At 71.5% G+C, this 16,698-nt stretch carries 15 protein-coding genes; 8 read left to right on the top strand and 7 right to left on the bottom strand.

The genetic code is table 11. The features are described 5' to 3' along the window. The first annotated feature begins 110 nt into the window (after positions 1 to 110). Together OG933_RS19480 and OG933_RS19475 are read left to right on the top strand one after the other, a co-directional pair. Positions 111 to 836, top strand: coding sequence for a response regulator transcription factor (locus OG933_RS19480; protein WP_405628035.1), 726 nt, complete (start codon positions 111 to 113; stop codon positions 834 to 836). A gap of 83 nt (positions 837 to 919) precedes the next feature. Continuing rightward, a complete protein-coding gene (locus OG933_RS19475) occupies positions 920 to 2,335 on the top strand; it encodes an ATP-binding protein (protein ID WP_405628033.1) in 1,416 nt (471 codons plus the stop codon). Between the two features lie 76 nt (positions 2,336 to 2,411). On the opposite strand, the gene OG933_RS19470 is transcribed toward OG933_RS19475, so the two are convergent. Beyond that, positions 2,412 to 2,798 carry a hypothetical protein gene (locus OG933_RS19470; RefSeq protein ID WP_362518243.1) on the bottom strand — a complete coding sequence of 129 codons (387 nt, stop codon included), beginning with the start codon at positions 2,796 to 2,798 and terminating at the stop codon, positions 2,412 to 2,414. Between the two features lie 134 nt (positions 2,799 to 2,932). Next, positions 2,933 to 3,544, bottom strand: a complete 612-nt coding sequence (locus tag OG933_RS19465) for a response regulator transcription factor (protein WP_362518240.1) — start codon at positions 3,542 to 3,544, stop codon at positions 2,933 to 2,935. Between the two features lie 245 nt (positions 3,545 to 3,789). On the opposite strand from OG933_RS19465, the gene OG933_RS19460 reads away from it, so the two are divergent. From OG933_RS19460 to OG933_RS19440, 5 genes are all read left to right on the top strand, one after another. After that, a complete protein-coding gene (locus OG933_RS19460) occupies positions 3,790 to 4,464 on the top strand; it encodes a hypothetical protein (RefSeq protein ID WP_405628029.1) in 675 nt (224 codons plus the stop codon). A gap of 219 nt (positions 4,465 to 4,683) precedes the next feature. Continuing rightward, complete coding sequence (locus tag OG933_RS19455; RefSeq protein WP_405628028.1) at positions 4,684 to 5,340, top strand: sigma-70 family RNA polymerase sigma factor; 657 nt, start codon at positions 4,684 to 4,686, stop codon at positions 5,338 to 5,340. A gap of 151 nt (positions 5,341 to 5,491) precedes the next feature. Then, complete coding sequence (locus OG933_RS19450; RefSeq protein WP_405628026.1) at positions 5,492 to 6,889, top strand: MFS transporter; 1,398 nt, start codon at positions 5,492 to 5,494, stop codon at positions 6,887 to 6,889. Continuing rightward, positions 6,886 to 8,307 carry an alpha/beta hydrolase family protein gene (locus tag OG933_RS19445; RefSeq protein WP_405628024.1) on the top strand — a complete coding sequence of 474 codons (1,422 nt, stop codon included), beginning with the start codon at positions 6,886 to 6,888 and terminating at the stop codon, positions 8,305 to 8,307. The genes OG933_RS19450 and OG933_RS19445 overlap by 4 nt, the downstream gene beginning before the upstream one ends. Positions 8,308 to 8,360: 53 nt before the next feature. Beyond that, complete coding sequence (locus tag OG933_RS19440) at positions 8,361 to 9,257, top strand: PaaX family transcriptional regulator C-terminal domain-containing protein (protein WP_405628021.1); 897 nt, start codon at positions 8,361 to 8,363, stop codon at positions 9,255 to 9,257. 37 nt (positions 9,258 to 9,294) lie between these two features. On the opposite strand, the gene OG933_RS19435 is transcribed toward OG933_RS19440, so the two are convergent. Then, positions 9,295 to 10,164: an SAM-dependent methyltransferase gene (locus OG933_RS19435; RefSeq protein WP_405628019.1), complete on the bottom strand. Its 870-nt coding sequence runs from the start codon at positions 10,162 to 10,164 to the stop codon at positions 9,295 to 9,297. A 664-nt stretch (positions 10,165 to 10,828) separates the two neighbouring features. Here OG933_RS19435 and OG933_RS19430 point away from each other — a divergent pair. Beyond that, positions 10,829 to 11,704, top strand: a complete 876-nt coding sequence (locus OG933_RS19430) for an aldo/keto reductase (protein ID WP_362518225.1) — start codon at positions 10,829 to 10,831, stop codon at positions 11,702 to 11,704. Positions 11,705 to 11,751: 47 nt separating this feature from the next. Here OG933_RS19430 and OG933_RS19425 read toward each other — a convergent pair whose 3' ends face one another. The 4 genes from OG933_RS19425 to OG933_RS19410 all read right to left on the bottom strand — a co-directional run bounded on the left by OG933_RS19425 (position 11,752) and on the right by OG933_RS19410 (position 16,316). Further along, positions 11,752 to 13,188: a DUF2252 domain-containing protein gene (locus OG933_RS19425; protein WP_405628017.1), complete on the bottom strand. Its 1,437-nt coding sequence runs from the start codon at positions 13,186 to 13,188 to the stop codon at positions 11,752 to 11,754. A gap of 131 nt (positions 13,189 to 13,319) precedes the next feature. Further along, positions 13,320 to 13,646 carry a carboxymuconolactone decarboxylase family protein gene (locus OG933_RS19420; RefSeq protein WP_405628014.1) on the bottom strand — a complete coding sequence of 109 codons (327 nt, stop codon included), beginning with the start codon at positions 13,644 to 13,646 and terminating at the stop codon, positions 13,320 to 13,322. A 358-nt stretch (positions 13,647 to 14,004) separates the two neighbouring features. Further along, on the bottom strand, positions 14,005 to 15,315 hold the full coding sequence (locus OG933_RS19415) for a diacylglycerol/lipid kinase family protein (protein WP_405628011.1): 1,311 nt from the start codon (positions 15,313 to 15,315) through the stop codon (positions 14,005 to 14,007). Positions 15,316 to 15,878: 563 nt separating this feature from the next. Further along, a complete protein-coding gene (locus tag OG933_RS19410; RefSeq protein ID WP_020130078.1) occupies positions 15,879 to 16,316 on the bottom strand; it encodes a hypothetical protein in 438 nt (145 codons plus the stop codon). Positions 16,317 to 16,698: the final 382 nt, after the last annotated feature.

The following is a 16,698-nucleotide window of genomic DNA, read 5'->3' as shown; positions in this document are numbered from 1 at the left end:
GGCAGCCCCCGGGTACGCCCACCCGGTCGGACGGTGAGAGCCCAGTAAGAAGGGTGATCGTAGGACCGTCCCCACCGCCCAACCGCCGGAGGCCTTGGCAGACTGGCCTGGTGCCTCCCACCGTGCTGCTCGCCGAAGACGACCGTGCCATCCGCAACGCCCTGGAACGCGCCCTGGCCCTGGAGGGCTACCGGGTGACCGCGGTCGCCGACGGGGTCGAAGCGCTGGCGCACGCCCACAAGAACCCGCCGGACGTGCTCGTCCTCGACGTGATGATGCCCGGCATCGACGGCCTCCAGGTCTGCCGGGTGCTGCGCGCCGAGGGCGACCGCACGCCCATCCTCATGCTGACCGCGCTGGTGGAGACCGCCGACCGGATCGCCGGCCTGGACGCGGGCGCCGACGACTACGTCGTGAAGCCGTTCGACGTCGAGGAGGTCTTCGCCCGGCTGCGGGCGCTGCTGCGCCGCACCAGCCCCGACGCCGCCCCCGAGGCCGCCGCGCCGGTACCCGAAGCCCCGAAGCGGGCTACGGAGCGGCACGTGGAGGCGGCCGGGCTGCGGATGGACCCGCAGGCGCGGCGCGCGTGGCGGGGCGGGCGCGAGCTGGAGCTGACCCGGACCGAGTTCGAGCTGCTGGAACTGCTGGCGCGCAACGCCGGGATCGTCCTGGACCACTCCACGATCTACGACCGTATCTGGGGCTACGACTTCGGTCCCGGCTCCAAGAACCTCGCCGTCTACGTCGGCTATCTGCGCCGCAAGCTCGACCAGCCCGGCGCCCCGCAGCTGATCCACACCGTGCGCGGGGTGGGTTACGTGCTGCGGGAAGACTGAGTGACGAGGTCGAGCGTGAGACGAGGTCGAGCGTGAGACGAGGACGAGCGTGAGACGAGGGCGACAGTGAGACGAGGACGCGAGTGAGTCGTCTGCGTCGGTTGCTGTCCCGGCCGAGGCCGAAGCTGGTGTCGCTGCGGACCACCTTCGCGGTGTCCTTCGCGGCCGTGACGGCCGCGGTCACCGTGCTCGTCGGCGTCCTGTCGTACTCGGCGGCCGCCCGGCTGGTCCGGGTGGACCAGGAGTCGGTGTTCGACGAGGTCGTGCAGGACCTGCGGGACGAGGTGCGCAACCACCGGATGGCGCCGGAGGACTTCTCCTCGTCCGCGCCGGGACACGACATCGTGCGGCCGGCCCGTACGGACGTGCAGGTGCTGGGCGCGGACGGCTCGGTCGTGGACAGCGGCAGCCCCGGACTGCCCGTCCGGACCGCCGACCGCGCGATCGCGGCGGCCGCGGCGGCCGGGCGGATCACCGAGCACAAGGACGTCGACGTCGGCAGCGACGTCTACCGCATCGCCACCGTCTCCCTGGGCGGCAGCCGGGGCGCGGTGCAGGTGGCGCAGGAGTTCAGCGACACCGAGGACCTGCTGCGCGCCCTCCAGCAGCGCACCCTGATCCTGATGATCGCGGTGGTCACGGCCGCGGGGCTGTTCGGCTGGTGGCTGGCCCGGCGCATCACCCACCGACTGGTGATCCTCACCACCGCCGCCGAGGACGTCGCCCGCACCCGCCGGCTCGGCGTGCAGGTGCCGGTCACCGGCCACGACGAGGTGGGCAGGCTGGGCCGCGCCTTCGACCGCATGCTCGGCCGGCTCGCCCAGTCGGAGGAGGACCAGCGCCGGCTGGTCCAGGACGCGGGCCACGAACTGCGCACGCCGCTGACGTCACTGCGGACGAACATCTCGCTGCTGCGCCGCATCGACGAGCTGCCGCCGGACACCCGTGACGAACTGGTGGCGGATCTGACCCAGGAGGCCCGGGAACTGACCGACCTGGTCAACGAGCTGGTCGACCTCGCGGCCGGCCAGTCCGACACCGAGCCGCCGCGACGGCTGGACCTCGCCGACATCGCGGAGGAGGTCGCGGGCCTCGCCCGGCGCCGCACCGGGCGGCCGGTCCTGATCCGGGCGAGCGGTGACACCACCCTCTACGGGCGGCCGGCCATGCTCCAGCGGGCGGTGTCGAACCTCGTGGAGAACGCGACCAAGTTCGACCGTGAGGGCGGGGCGCCCGTCGAGATCGCCGTCACCGGGCCGTCCCGGCCGGGGGTCGTCCGCGTCGAGGTCCTCGACCGCGGCCCCGGCATCGCCGAGGCCGATCTGACCCGCGTCTTCGACCGCTTCTACCGCGCCGCCGACGCCCGCTCCCTGCCGGGCTCGGGTCTCGGCCTGTCGATCGTGCGCGAGGTGGCGCTGGCCCACGAGGGTGCGCCGTTCGCGCACCGGCGGGCGGGGGGCGGATCGGTGATCGGGTTCACGGTGGGCGGCGGGCTGTGACGAGGATCAGTGAATTCCGGGTGATCATGCCTCGACCGGGTCCTGTGTGTACAGGACCCGGTCGCGGTGTACGGACCTAGGGAGTTTCGATGTCGTGCTCCACGGTGAACTCGTCCGCTCCTGCGGGCCGACTGATCTTGAAGTTGTCGGCGGTGTACGAAGTTGCCGTACCGCAGGTGACCGTCACCTTTTTGGTCTGGCTCCCCGTCTTGGCGATGTTCGTGAACTTTATGGCGTACTGGCCCGTCGTATCGACGTCCTTGTTGTCGACGCGGCTTTCCTGGTCCGTGGTGATTGTCACCTTGTTGGGGGTAGCGCCATTCGGGCAGTCCTCCACCTGACCTGTGACGACGACCGTTCCACTCTTGGGGTCGGCTCCGGCCTGGGTTGCTGCCGCCAACGACGCCACGGCCGTCAGAGGAACCACCACTGCTGCGGAGATGATTGCCAGACGATTGCGCATGACTTCTCCCTGCTCACTCATTCCCGCGATATTGGTCCTATCCCAAGATCGTGCTTCCGTCGTCGCAGGTCAAGGGCGGTAATTACCCACGAAGCGCGGGGTAGGACTACCCACGGCGGAGCTCGCGCAGGGCTCTATTCCAGGCTGGTGAGACCGTGTTCGACGGCGATTCGGGTCAGGTCGGGACGCCGTCGGGAGCCCGTCTTCTCGCCGATTCGGTCGAGGTGCGAATGGACGGTGTGTTTGCTGATGCCCAATTCGGCGGCGATTTCGTGGTCCGTTGAACCATTCGCGAGCAGGCGCAGGATTTCCTGCTCCCGGTCCGTGAAATGGGGGGACAGCCCCACCAGACGGCTGGCGGGTGCCGAGACATAGCTGCGGCCCGAGCCCACGGTCCGGATCGCCGTCAGCACTTCGTGCGCCTCCGCCTGCCGGCTCAGATAGCCGCTGGCTCCCGCCCGGATCACCTGGACGGCGTCGATCTGCGGGGAGGACGACACGACCAGGACCGCATGTCCTCGCCTGTGCAGCTTCGTCACGGCCGCGGTGAGTCTCGGGGCGGGCTGCTGGAGGTCCACCAGGACGACCTGCGCGCCGCGCAGGCTGCCGTCCATGCTCTCCATCGACGGTGCGGCCGCGACCAGATGGAGGTCGGGAGCGGCGCTGATCAGGTTCGAGATGCCGTGCCGGAAGACGGGGCAGTCCCCGATGACCGCGATCCGCACGCGTTCGGCGCAACCGCTCACCGGCACCTCCGCTGCTCGATGGACATGGCACGACCGACACGCCCCGTCCCAGAGTCGGCGGGCCGGGCGCCTCCTGCGCGGTGGACTAGACCCTTCGGGGGAACCACGCGCCGTGGCCGACAAGGCGAGGTGACGGGAGGGGAGGTGGGGTGAGGTAGGTCATATGCGGCGGATTGAGTTCCGTACGGGGGTGAATTCCGTACCCCCGTACGACGGGCGGTGTCCGAGTGCGAGGATGAGGCGCCATGACTGCTGGGTGGTGTACTCGCACGCTACGGGCCGCGCTGTTCGCGGCTGTCTGCGTGCTGCTCGCCGCCCTGGGCCACGTGATGATGTCCGGGGCCGAGGTGCCCGCGTGGGCGCTGGCCGCGGGCGTCGCCGTCACCGGGATCGCGGGCTGGTGCCTGGCGGGCCGGGAGCGTGGGCTGCCGCTGATCGTGACGGTCGTGGTCGCCGCCCAGACGGCCCTGCACTCGGCGTTCTCGCTGGCCGGGCCGGAGTCCGGTGCCGCGGCGTCCGCGGGCATGGGCGCCCTGGGCGCCATGGGCATGGACTCCATGGATATGGGCCACATGGATCACGTGAGTCATATCGGCCACATGAGCCACATGAGTCACATGGGGGAGGGTGCCGGACAGGGCGGTTCCTCCTCGTTCGGCATGCTCGCCGCCCACCTGCTCGCCGCGCTGCTGTGCGGACTGTGGCTGGCGCACGGCGAGAAGGCCGCGTTCCGGATTCTGCGGGCGGTGGCCGGACGGCTGGCCGCGCCGCTGCGGCTGCTGCTCGCCGTGCCGGTCACCCCGGACCGCCCACGGGTCCGGTTCCGCCGCCGCCGCTCGGCACGAGCGCCCCGGCTGCTCCTCCTCACCCACGCGATCACCACTCGGGGTCCGCCCCTGGGGACCGCTGCCGCCGTCTGACATCTGACGTCTGACAGCAGACACTTGGCGTCCGACACTTGGCGTCCGACATCTGACTTTCGACGTCCGACTTTCGACGTCCGACGTCCGACGACAGGCCGGCAGCAGGCGACCCGGGGCTGCCCCTGTGCGCCCCGGGCCACGGCCGTACGCCCGTGCAGACGGGCGTGGGGCCCTCTCACCCTCATGCCCTCGTGGATGATCCGAGAAGGACACCAGGTGATCACGTCTGCCGTGAAGGCACCCCAGGCACCTCAGGCGCCCCAGGCGCCCCAGGCAACCCATGCCTCCCATGCGTCACAGGCCGCGCTCGACGAGTCGATCACCGCGTGGGCGCTCGCCGCCCGGGCCGGTGACGCGGACGCGGTCGAGCGCTTCGTACGCGCTCTGCATCGCGACGTCCTGCGCTACGTCTCCCACCTGTGCGCCGATCCCCAGGCGGCCGACGACCTCGCCCAGGACACCTTCCTGCGCGCCCTCGGCAGCCTGCACCGGTTCGAGGGCCGTTCCTCGGCCCGTTCCTGGCTGCTGTCCATCGCCCGCCGGGCGGTGATCGACAGTTATCGGTACGCCGCCACCCGGCCCCGGCTGTCCGACGTACCGGACTGGCAACTGGCCGCCGAGCGCGCCCAGCCGCGCGACCTGCCGGGCTTCGACGACGGCGTCGTCCTGCTGGACCTGCTGGCCTCGCTCCCGGCCGAGCGGCGGGAGGCGTTCGTGCTCACGCAGCTGGCCGGGCTGCCCTACGCGGAGGCGGCGGAGGCGAGCGGCTGTCCGGTGGGCACCGTGCGTTCGCGCGTGGCGCGGGCCCGGGCGACCCTGGCGGATCTGCTGGAGGAGGAGCCGGCGGACGAACCGGCCACCCTCGCGGCCTGACCCGTACAAGCTCCGACAGGACCCGGGCGGGTCACCGTGCTCTGCTGGAGGCGGTGGCCCGCACCATGGGTCAATGTTGTGCACTTTATTGACGGCGGTTACTTGAGGGCCTAACTTCACGGTGTCCTTCCCCCGGTCTAGGGAGACCGCGATGCCCCCGTCCCCCGTCGCATCACCGTCACCGTCACCGTCCCCGTCCCCGTCCCCGTCCAAGTCCACGACCGCCGAACGAACTCGGCAGCTGCGCGTGGTCGCCGCCTCCGGACTGCTCGGCACCGCCGTGGAGTTCTACGACTTCCTCGTCTACGGAACCGTCGCCGCCCTCGTCTTCGGCGAGCTCTTCTTCCCCGGCGCCGACCCCGCCGTCGGCACCGTCGCCGCGTTCGGCACCTTCGCCGCCGGCTATGTCGCCCGCCCGCTCGGCGGCATCCTCTTCGGGCACTTCGGCGACCGGCTCGGCCGCAAGTCGATGCTGCTGCTCACGATGGGCCTGATGGGCGGCGCGAGTTTCCTCGTCGGACTGCTGCCCACGTACGACACGATCGGCGTGTGGGCGCCGGTGCTGCTGATCACCCTGCGGGTGGTGCAGGGCCTCGCCATCGGCGGTGAGTGGGGCGGCGCCACGCTCATGGTCGTCGAGCACGCGGGCGAGCGGCGGCGCGGACTGTGGTCCAGCTTCACGCAGATGGGGGCCCCGCTCGGCTCCCTGCTCTCCACCGCCGTCGTCGCACTCGTCGTCACCCTCCCCAAGGACGAGTTCGCGGCCTGGGGCTGGCGGGTGCCGTTCCTGCTGAGCGTGGTGCTGCTCGGCGTCGGGCTCTTCGTCCGCCTCAAGGTCGTCGAGAGCCCGCTCTTCGCGGAGGTGAAGAAGGACCGTGCCGAGTCGCGGCTGCCCATCCTCGACGTGCTGCGGCGACCGCGCCCGGTCCTGCTGGCCTGCTGCGTCGGCATCGGCGCCTTCACCGCCCAGTCGCTGCTCACCAGCTATCTGATCGCGTACGCCACCGGCATCGGCTACGCCCGTCCGCAGGTGCTCACCGCGCTCACGGTGTCCGCCGCCGTCGCCCTCGTCGTGCTGCCCTGCGCCTCCGCGCTCTCCGACCGGGTCGGCCGCCGTCCGGTCGTCCTCGCCGGAGCGCTCGCCTCGGCGGCGCTGGCCTTCCCCGTCCTCGCGCTGGTCGACTCCGGGTCGCCCGGGCTGCTGATCCTCGCCGTCGTCCTCGGCCACGGCATCGCCCAGTCCACGATGTACGGCCCGCTGGGCGCCCTGCTCACCGAGATGTTCGGCACCCGGGTCCGCTACACCGGTGCCTCCCTCGGCTACCAGGGCGCCACCCTCATCGGCGCAGGCTTCTCCCCGATGATCGCCGGCAGCCTGGTGGCGGGAAGCGGCAACAGCACCCCCGTCTCCCTGCTGCTCTGCGGCGGCGCCGCGGTCACCGCCGTGACAGTCCTCTTCGTGCGCGAGACCAGTCGGACGTCCCTCTCCGACACCGCGGACCCCGCCGAAGGCTCCGACGCCCCCCACACGCAGGAGATCTCCGCATGACGCCCCCCACCCACACCCTCACCCGTACCCCCGTCCCCACCCGGGGCCGTACGCGCACCGCCTGGGCGGCTGCCGTCCTGCTCGCCGTCGCCGCCCTTCCGGCCTCGACGGCGGTGGCCGCGGCGGACACGAGCCATGTCGAGGGCCGACTCCCCTCCGGCGCCGCGTACCTGATGGACGTGCCCGCCGCCTGGAACGGCACCGTGCTGCTCTTCAGCCACGGTTACACGTCCGGTCCCGCCAACCCCGCGCAGGACGCCCCGGACGACGCCACCAAGACCCTCCTCCTGGACAAGGGCTACGCGCTCGTCGGCTCCTCGTACGCCACGACGGGCTGGGCGGTCACGGACGCGGTGCCCGACCAGCTCGCCGCGCTCGCCGCCTTCACCGACCGCTTCGGCGCGGCCGGCCGGACCATCGCCTGGGGACGGTCGTACGGCGGGCTCGTCACCACGGCCATCGCCGAACGCCACCCGGACCGTATCGACGGCTCCGTCGCGCTGTGCGGCCTGGTCCAGGGCGGAGTCGCCAACTGGAACAACACCCTCGACCCGGCCTTCGCCGTCAAGACCCTCCTCGCGCCCGGCTCCGACGTCCCGCTGGTGGACCTCGCGGACCAGACGGCCGCCACCGAGGCGGCGAACACCCTGACGGCCGCGGTCGACTCGGCGCAGACCACGGCCGCCGGCCGGGCCCGGATCGCCCTCGCCGCCGCCCTGCACAACATCCCGGTCTGGAACCAGCCGACGCAGCCCCGGCCCGCCGCGACCGACTGGGACGCGCAGCAGGCCAACCAGTACGACGCCGTCAAGGGGCTGCTGAAGATCGCCGCCTTCAACCGGCGGCAGGAGGCCGAGGTCCGGGCCGGCGGCAACATGTCCTGGAACACCGGCGTCGACTACGCGCAGCTGCTCGGCCGGTCCTCCGTCCGCAAGGAGGTCACCGAGCTGTACAGGAAGGCCGGACTGTCCCTGACGGCCGACCTGACCGCCCTGAACCGGGCCCCGCGCATCGCCGCCGATCCGGCCGCGGCGGCATGGATGAGCGGCACCAGCTCCTTCACCGGGAAGCTCACCAAGCCGCAGCTCTCCGTCCACACCATCGGTGACGCCCTCGTCCCGGTCCAGACCGAGAGCGCCCTGCGCCGGGCCGTGACCGCCGCCGGGTCCTCGGCCCTGCTGCGGCAGGCGTACGTCGACAACGCGGGCCACTGCACCTTCAGCCCCGCCGAGCAGCTCGCCGCCCTGCACACCCTGGAGGACCGCCTCTCCACCGGGCACTGGCGGGGCACCGACCCGGCCGCCCTCAACTCCCGTGCCACGGCGGCCGATCCGACGACCCCCACCCGCTACGTCGCCTATCGCCCCACGCCCTACCTGCGCCCGTACGACCTCGCCCACCCGGCCGACCGCCGATAGCCCCCCACGACCGTCCGCCGCACCCTCCGGCGGGCGGTCGTACCCTTTCCCCCGTGGAGGACGACGACATCCCGGACACCATGCAGCACGACATGCCACACGAGGTGCCACACGAGGTGCCGGACACCTCGGACGGCGGTGCTCCGCAGCTGCGCCCGCAGTCGCTCATGCTCGCCTTCTTCGGCAACCACGTCCTGGAAGAGGGCGACCTGTGCGTCTACTCGGGCAGCATCATCGACGTGCTCGGCCGGGTCGGCGTCGGTGAACAGGCCGTACGGTCCACGCTGACCCGCATGGTCAGCCGGGGTCTGCTGCGGCGGCAGCGGGAGGGCCGCAAGATGTACTTCGGCCTCACCGAGCAGGCGACCCGCGTACTGCGGGACGGCCGCACCCGCATCTGGCGCGAGGGCGCGGTCAACGACGACTGGGACGGCGACTGGACGCTGCTCGGCTTCTCGCTCCCCGAGTCCCGCCAGCGTGAGCGCCACGACCTGCGCTCACGGCTCGCCTGGTCCGGGTTCGGCGCGCTGTACAGCGGGCTGTGGATCGCGCCGGGGAAGGTCGACGTCGCCCCCGTCGTCGCCGAACTCGGCCTCACCGCCCACGTCAAGATCTTCCACGCCTCCGCCGACGAGGCCACCGACATCGGCCTCATGATCCGCGACACCTGGGACCTGGAGAGCGTCGCCGCCCGCTATGTCTCCTTCGACAAGCGCTGGACGGCCCACCTGAACGCGGGACCGGGCGAGGATCCGATCGGCACCCGCCTGCGCCTGGTCAGCGAGTGGCTCTGGACGATCCGCGCGGATCCCCGGCTCCCGTCCCGCCACCTCCCCCCGGACTGGCCGGCCCGCCCCGCCCAGGACACCTTCCGCCAAGTGGCCCGACAAACCGAAACCCCGGCCCACCACGAGGCCCGCCACCTCCTCCAGACAACAGCTCTACGCTGACCGGCCGTTCCGCCGTTCCATCGCCCCCGCCCGTCGGTCAGTTGTTCTTGCGGGCCACTCCGCCGTAGATGCCGATCGGTGGGGCGTTGTGCTGCGGGGGCTCTTCGGGGCGCCAGTCCGGGACCGGGACCAGGCCCGGGTCGAGGAGGGTGAAGTCGCCGAAGAAGTCCAGGACGCGGGCGTGGGGGCGCAGGTTCAGGGAGGCGCTGGCCTTGTTGTAGACGGAGGCCGCGTTCTCGCGCCGGTCCTCGTGGACGTCGCCCGTGGCGTGCGACAGGACGAGGTAGGAACCGGTGGGCAGCGCGTCGCGGAGTGTCGCGAGGACGGCGTCCGGGTCGTCCGCGTCGGCGAGGAAGTGCACGACGGCCACCAGCAGCAGCGCCACGGGCTCGTCGAAGTCGATGATCTTGCGGACGTCGGGGTGGTCGAGGACGGCGCGCGGATCCCGCAGGTCGGCCAGGACGACCGAGGTGTGGGCGTCGGTGCCGGAATCGGTGTCGGTGTCGGCGTCGGCCATGAGGGCCATCGAGTGGGTGCTGACGATCGGATCGTTGTCGACGTACGCGACCCGGGTCCCGGGGGCTATGGAGTGCGCGATCTGGTGCACGTTGGGCTCGGTGGGCAGGCCCGTACCGATGTCGAGGATCTGCCGGACACCGCCCTGCGCGACGACGTGCCGGACGGCGCGGTGCATGAAGTACCGGTTGGCGCGGACGCCTTCCCGCACCTCGGGTGCCACCTTGATGAACTGCTCGGCGGCATCCCGGTCGACCTCGTAGTTGTCCTTCCCGCCGAGGAAGTAGTCGTACATCCGGGCGGGGTGGGGCTTGCTCGTGTCTATCTTCAAGAAGGGGCTGCCGGTGCCGCCGCTACCGGCGTCGCTGCTGCCGCTGAGGGGAGAGGTCATGCTGCCTGGCTCCGTCCTGGACTCGCGTCCCACCACCGGATGAACCGCCGTGAGTGACTGTCGGATCATCATTCACCATGCGGGGTCGCTCGAAGACCAGCCCCGTCCCCGTGGCCGTCGACGCCTTCCGTGAACCCGAACGACCGGACCCGCAACGGGAGTTCCCGCCACGAGGGCCGGCCGCCGACCGGCGGTCACCGCTGCCGCCCGGACGGCCGCGGCTCGACGCCGGTGAGGGGGCCGGCCTGCCTGCCGTGGGCATTCGGCGGCAGGCGTCCCGCACGTGGGTGGGCGACCGGCCGAGGCGCTGACACCGTCGCACCAGGAGGGCGTGCCCGCATGGAGCACCGGCCGTGAGGCGCCGCCGTCCGACGGGTACGGCTGGATGCGGCCGTGGCCACGACCACGGCCACGACGGCCGGCCCGGAGCGGCCCGGAGCGGGCGACCGACGACGAGAGGCGGCGAGCGATGCGGTACATCGAGCCGGGCGACCTACTCGTTTCCCGGACCGGGCGCAGCGGTACCGCCGGCGACGGCGTCCGGCCTGCCGGACCCCGAGCATCGGGAAACCCGCCGGCCTGCCCCCGGCCCCCGCGGACACCCGCCCGGAGGGCGGCCCATGGCCCCCGGCTCTCCCCCCTCCCCCCACGTGAGGAAAAGCTCATGCAGACCGTCCCCGCCGTCCCCGCCGTCCCCGCCGTCACCCTGAACAACGGCGTCGAGATGCCCGTCCTCGGCTTCGGCGTCTATCAGATTCCGCCCGAGCAGACCGAGCAGGCCGTCAGTGACGCCCTCGCCGCCGGCTACCGCGCGCTCGACACCGCGGCCGCCTACGGCAACGAGGAGGCCGTCGGCCGCGCGATCAGGAGCAGCGGCGTACCGCGCGGGGAGCTGTTCGTCACCACCAAGCTGTGGATCTCCGACGCCGGCGAGGACCGGGCCGGGCGCGCCTTCGACACCTCGTTGCGCAAGCTCGGCCTCGACCACCTCGACCTGTACCTGATCCACCAGCCCTACGGCGACGTCTACGGCTCCTGGCGGGCCATGGAGCGCCTGCACGCCGAGGGCCGCGCCCGGGCCATCGGTGTCTCGAACTTCCACGCCGACCGGCTGGTGGACCTGATCGACCACAACGAGGTCACGCCGGCGGTCAACCAGATCGAGACCCACCCCTTCCACCAGCGCGCCGACGACCAGGCGATCATGCGCGAGCGCGGGGTCCAGATCGAGTCGTGGGGCCCCTTCGCCGAGGGCCGTAACCACCTCTTCACCCACCCGGTGCTCAGCGAGATCGCCGTCGCGCACGGCAAGTCCGTGGCACAGGTCGTGTTGCGCTGGCTCATCCAGCGCGAGGTCGTCGTGATCCCGAAGTCGGTCCGCGCCGAGCGCATGGCGGAGAACATCGACGTCTTCGACTTCCGGCTCACCGACGACCAGATGGCCGCCGTCGCCGCCCTCGACACCGGGGAGTCCCTGTTCTTCGACCACCGCGATCCGGCCATGGTCAGCCGCCTCGGCAATGTCACCCTCGACGCCTGACGGCCGCCTGAATGAGCGGGAGGGCGAGCCGGGTGTCCTCGACCGGGTCAGGCCGTCGGCAGTTCCTCCGCCGGGAGCCGGCCCGCGCGTACGGCGTCGACCAGGGCCTGGTGGTCGCGTTCGTTCTGGTCGGCGTATGCCTCGGCGAAGGTGGCGAGTGCTCGGTCGAACGAGTCGCCGCTGCCCAGGTACGCGGCGATGGCGATGCGGTCGCCGGACCGGGCGTGCGCGCGAGCCAGGGTGGCGCCGCACAGTTCGCCGAACGCCTGCATGTCCTTCGGCCGCATCCTCTCCGGCATGGCGATGCCCTTCCAGTCGCGCAGTTGACGGACGTAGAAGTCGCGCTGTTTGCCGTCGATGCCGTCCACCCGTTCCCAGCCGAGGAAGATGTCGCTCGCCGCCTGCATCAGCCGCTGGCCCGAGACGACCCGTTCGCCCTGGTTGCGGTAGCGGCTCGTGCCGACGTGTGCGGCGAGCACTGAGGTGTCGGCCTCCTTGGCCTGGAGGAAGAGCGGGTCCTGGTCGCTCCGGCCGAGGAGGAGGAAGATCCAGCATCGGGTGCCGACGCTGCCGACGCCGACCACCTTGCGGGCGACGTCCGCGAGGCGGTAGTCCTTCAGGAGCGTGCGCCGGTCGGAGGCGAGCGTGCGGCCGTACCGCTCGATGAGGCCGCGGAACTGGCGCTCCAGGGCGCTGCGTTCGACGTCCGGCAGCAGGTCGGCGGCCGGGATGAGCAGCGGGGGATCCGCCGCGATCCTCGGCTCGCCGTCGACCGTCTCGGTGAGCTTGTCGAAGGCCTGCAGGCTGTCGCGGGTGCGGGCCTTCGCCATGGCGCGGGCCAGGTTCTTCTGGCCGCGCTTGGTTCCGTGGAGTCGGCCTGTGGCCAGGGTCTCCAGGAGGTCCGCGTCGATCTTCGCGTACCAGACGTCCAGGTTGCCCGTGCCGGCGAAGCGGATCATCGCCTCGCGGTAGGAGCGGACCGTGGAGCTCACGATGCGGGCGCGCTCGTCGTCGTCGAAGCCGTTCGCCCGGCCCGCGATGACGAGACTCGCCGAGAGCCGTTTGACGTCCCACTCCCAGGGGCCCGGCAGCGTCTCGTCGAAGTCGTTGATGTCGAACATCAACTGCCGCTCCGGCGAGGCGAGCAGACGGAAGTTCAGCAGGTGTGCGTCCCCGCACAGCTGGGCCGTGATGCCCGAGACCGGGCTGTCGGCCAGGTCCGACGCCATGATCGCGGCGGCGCCCCGGTAGAAGCGGAACGGGGACTCCATCATCCGGCCGTAGCGGATCGGGACGAGTTCGGGCACCCGTGCCGCGGACTGGGCCTCCAGGATCGCCAGCGGGTCCGGCCGGTCGGGAGACGGCCTGTACACGGCGTGGCCCGACCGCGGTGAGAGGCGCCGCGCCTCTTTGCCGAGCGCCGCACGGTCCTCGGGCGTGGTGTGGGGTGCGGCGCGCATGGCCGTGGTCGCGTTCTGGGACATCGAAGACCCTCCTGCCTGGTCGGCCGTGGGGACGTCCGGCACGGGGCACGTGGGGCAGAAGGGCAGCGCTGTGGCCTTCTGCCCGATGCAGGCCGTACGGATCGTCGATGCGCCGGGTGGGTGTCCGCTCCTCAGCCCTGCGCCTCGATCTCGGCATCGGCGACGGCGATGGCGATGCCGAGTGCCGCGGCGATGTTGCCCGCTGCCGTCATGACGCGGGCGGTGCCCACGATGGGCGCGATGGCGACCAGGACGTCCTGAAACTGGTCTGCGGTCACGCCGGTCCTGAGGGCGGGGTCGATATGGGCCGCGTAGGAGATCGGCGGGGCGTCCGAGGCGGCGAGTGCCGCGATGCGCGTGAGCAGGAGCATGTCCGGGGCCAGCCCACATCGCTCGATCGAGTCGACTGTCATGGCGGCGAGGGTGTCCAGGACTGGGGTTTCCGATGCAGTGGACATGTGGCATGTCCTCCTGGTCTGTTCAGGGCCCGAGTGGGGGAGGCAGACGGAAGGAAACGGATTTCCGCGCCCCCGGGATCTCCCTCAACCCTAGAACTCATCCGGGTCCGGCGCCTGAGCGCGGGCAGGCGGGTGATCATCCGGCCGGACGCAGGACCGGGCCACCCGGGTTGACGGTGGCGGACCGCGCCGACAGACCCCGCCCGGTGGGCGCTGGTGGAGGAGTCCGAGGACCACGGAGGCCAGGCCGCGGGGTCCGAACCAGCCGACGTAGGCCACGGTAGTCAGTAACGAGCAAGTGACCCGGGTGGCATTCGCGGACGGGCCCACCGATCACGTCCGGAAGGACAACGGCTCCTCAACTCAGCGCCAGCCTCCGCAGTTGCCGCCAGTCCATGGGGGACTTCGCCAGGGGCACGCCAGGGCGGTGGCGTGGTACGCGCACCCGCAGAGCCCGGGGGTGGATCGTGCACCGCACGGGCGTCGGCAGGGTCAGCGCCTCACCGTCGACCCCGGCTTCGATCTCGGGCTCGTCCGCATCGATGACGACCTCCTGGGCGGTCAGGTTGGTGAGGCCGGGCGCGTGCTTCTCCGCGAGCAACTCGGCTGCCTGCGCGGCGTTGTCGACCTTGACGCCCAGGACGCCGAGAGCACCTGAATCCAGGACCTCACGGCGTCCGAGGCCGGCGAGGTCGCCCATCCCGTAGGGGTTGTTGCTGACGAGCACGGCCTGGGGTCCGTCGATGGCCGTGCCCGCGGTATGGACGGTCAGCCGGGGCCCGCGTCGGTGGGTCAGCAGGTCGGGAAGCGTCTGGAGGATGGTGCGGACCTTGTCGTCGCGGTAGGCGGGACTTTGCACCACCGCTGCGTAGGTCCCGAAGGACGCGTTGTTGACGAAGGCGCGCTCACCGATGAAACCGAGGTCGACGCGGAGCTCGACGCCGTCGGTGAGAGCATCCAGGCAGGTCGACGGGTCGTCCCGGTCCAGGCCGAGGTCGAGGGCGAAGTGGTTGCGGGTTCCGGCCGAGATCACCATGAAGGGGATGCCGTGCCTGGCGGCGACTCCGGCGACCAGGGCCTGCGTGCCGTCACCGCCTGCGACGCCGAGAAGGTCGGCACCGTCTTCGACCGCCTTGTCGGCGAGCGCGACCACGTCCTGCTGATGAGCCGTGTCCAGCAGGAGGACGTCGGCGTCCAGCGCCTCGGCCTTCTCCTTGAGGTGGAACCGCCCCACCTTTCCGCCGCCTGATCGTGGATTCATGATGAGGAAGGGGTGCTCGGGAGGAGCAGTCCGCAGCTCCGGGGACCCGGCCGGCTCGACGTCCCTGCTGAGTGCCGCTCTGCCGACGAAGACCGCGAGGGCCCACAGGGCAACGGAAACGAGGACGACCCACAGCAGCTCCGCCCACACGTAGAGCGCCAGCACCGCGAGCGGGGCGACGGCGGCGAGGGTGAAGGCAAGCAGCCTGCCGATCCCCCGCTGGGTCAGCGCCCACCACAGGCTCGCTCCTGATATGGCCAGCCCGGCCAGCCCTGCACCCAGGAGCGCGATGCTCTTGACTCCGGCGAACACGAGCAGGATCACCACGGCAGCGAGCCCGGCTACGAGGGCTAGCCGTGCGGACCAACGCTGTACGAGGCGACCGCGCGCCCCGGAGTCCCTGTGCATGGAGCCTCCTGCCGGTCGGGGCACGGCCGACGCGACTGCGCGTGGTACCACGACCTGGCGGTCCCCGCCGTGTCCGAGCGGAGCCGGTCAACGGCGAACGAGCCCGGTGCCCGGACCTGTTCGGGGCCCGCGGTTCGGTCGTCCGCCTCGTTCGCCACCCCGCGGAGGAAGCACCTTGGCAGCAGTGCGGTCTGCCGACGTCCGCGGCCCGGTACGGCCGCGACGAGGCCGGATGCGCTGCGGTGCGGTTCCACGCAGGGACACCGCCCCACCAGGTCCATTGCACCACCCGTCGGTGCGCGCCGCACGTTCACCACCCGCCGCTGCACGTTGCCCCGCGGTGGTCCCCCGCCCGAGTCGATCGGCACGCCGACACGGCGGATCTCGTCGCTGCCGGGCCTCGTCTCGCCCGCCGACCGGCGCTGACACCCGGTCCTCGACCGGCGTACGGACGATCCTCGTAAGCGGGGCGAGGTGCCGGCCCCTGCGTTCCGGTCGGCCTGGCAGCCGAGAACACCGCCGACCTCTACGGCAGACCTCGCCCGCCTTCACCGAACCTCGGGTCAGGGCCAGACAAGGCAATAAGGCTGATGCCCCGCCTCGTGCAGGCGGTGGCTGAAGTCCTGCCACTCGTGCAGCAGCTGGTAGACGTTGAACGCGTCGCGGGGGCCGCCCCGGTCCGGGACCGTCGACCAGATGAAGGCCGCCGCGCCCACCGCTTCCTCGCCTATGTCCCGCAGCGGATCCACGACCGTCATGGGGAGCTTCACCACGGCGTAGTCGGGATGGAGGACGACCAGTTCCAGCGGGGGCACCTTGCTGAGGGGGACGCCTTCGATGCCGGTCAGCACCATCGCGGCCATCGTCTCCGGCTTGATCTTGGTGAACATGCCGTTCATGCCGAGCTCGTCGCCGCCGAGCTCCTCAGGGCGCATCGAGATCGGGACGCGGGCCGCGGTCGCGCCGTCGGGCGCGCCGAAGTACTTGTACGTCACCCCCACCCGACCACCATTCCTGCTCCCCGCCCGGAGGGGATCGATCCGCTGGTCGACGCGCCGCTCGACCTGCTCGAACCGCTCGACCTGGTCCAACCGCTCGATCTGGTCGAGTCGGTCGATTCGGTCGATCTGATCGATCCGGTCGATCCGCTCGGGCTCACTCGGTACACCTTGTGCCTGCGTCTGACGTGCTTCGTTGGCTTCCTCAGCGTCGCGCCGGTGCCTTCCCCGCCGGGCACGTCGAGGACCCAGGTCGTCAGTCCCCTCGCCCAGTCCACCACCGCGATGCATATCTCCACCCGACTGCTTTTCTAGGACGCGTGGCCCCCGCCGCGCAACCCGATCATCGTGTCAGTGACCTCCCCCACGGCCGCCCGCCGAAACG

The organism is Streptomyces sp. NBC_00016, from assembly GCF_045040885.1.
In the GTDB taxonomy this organism is placed as follows: domain Bacteria; phylum Actinomycetota; class Actinomycetes; order Streptomycetales; family Streptomycetaceae; genus Streptomyces; species Streptomyces coriariae.
The sequence above is the reverse complement of the archived record's forward strand: the minus strand, read 5'-3'. Positions and strand labels throughout refer to the sequence as shown.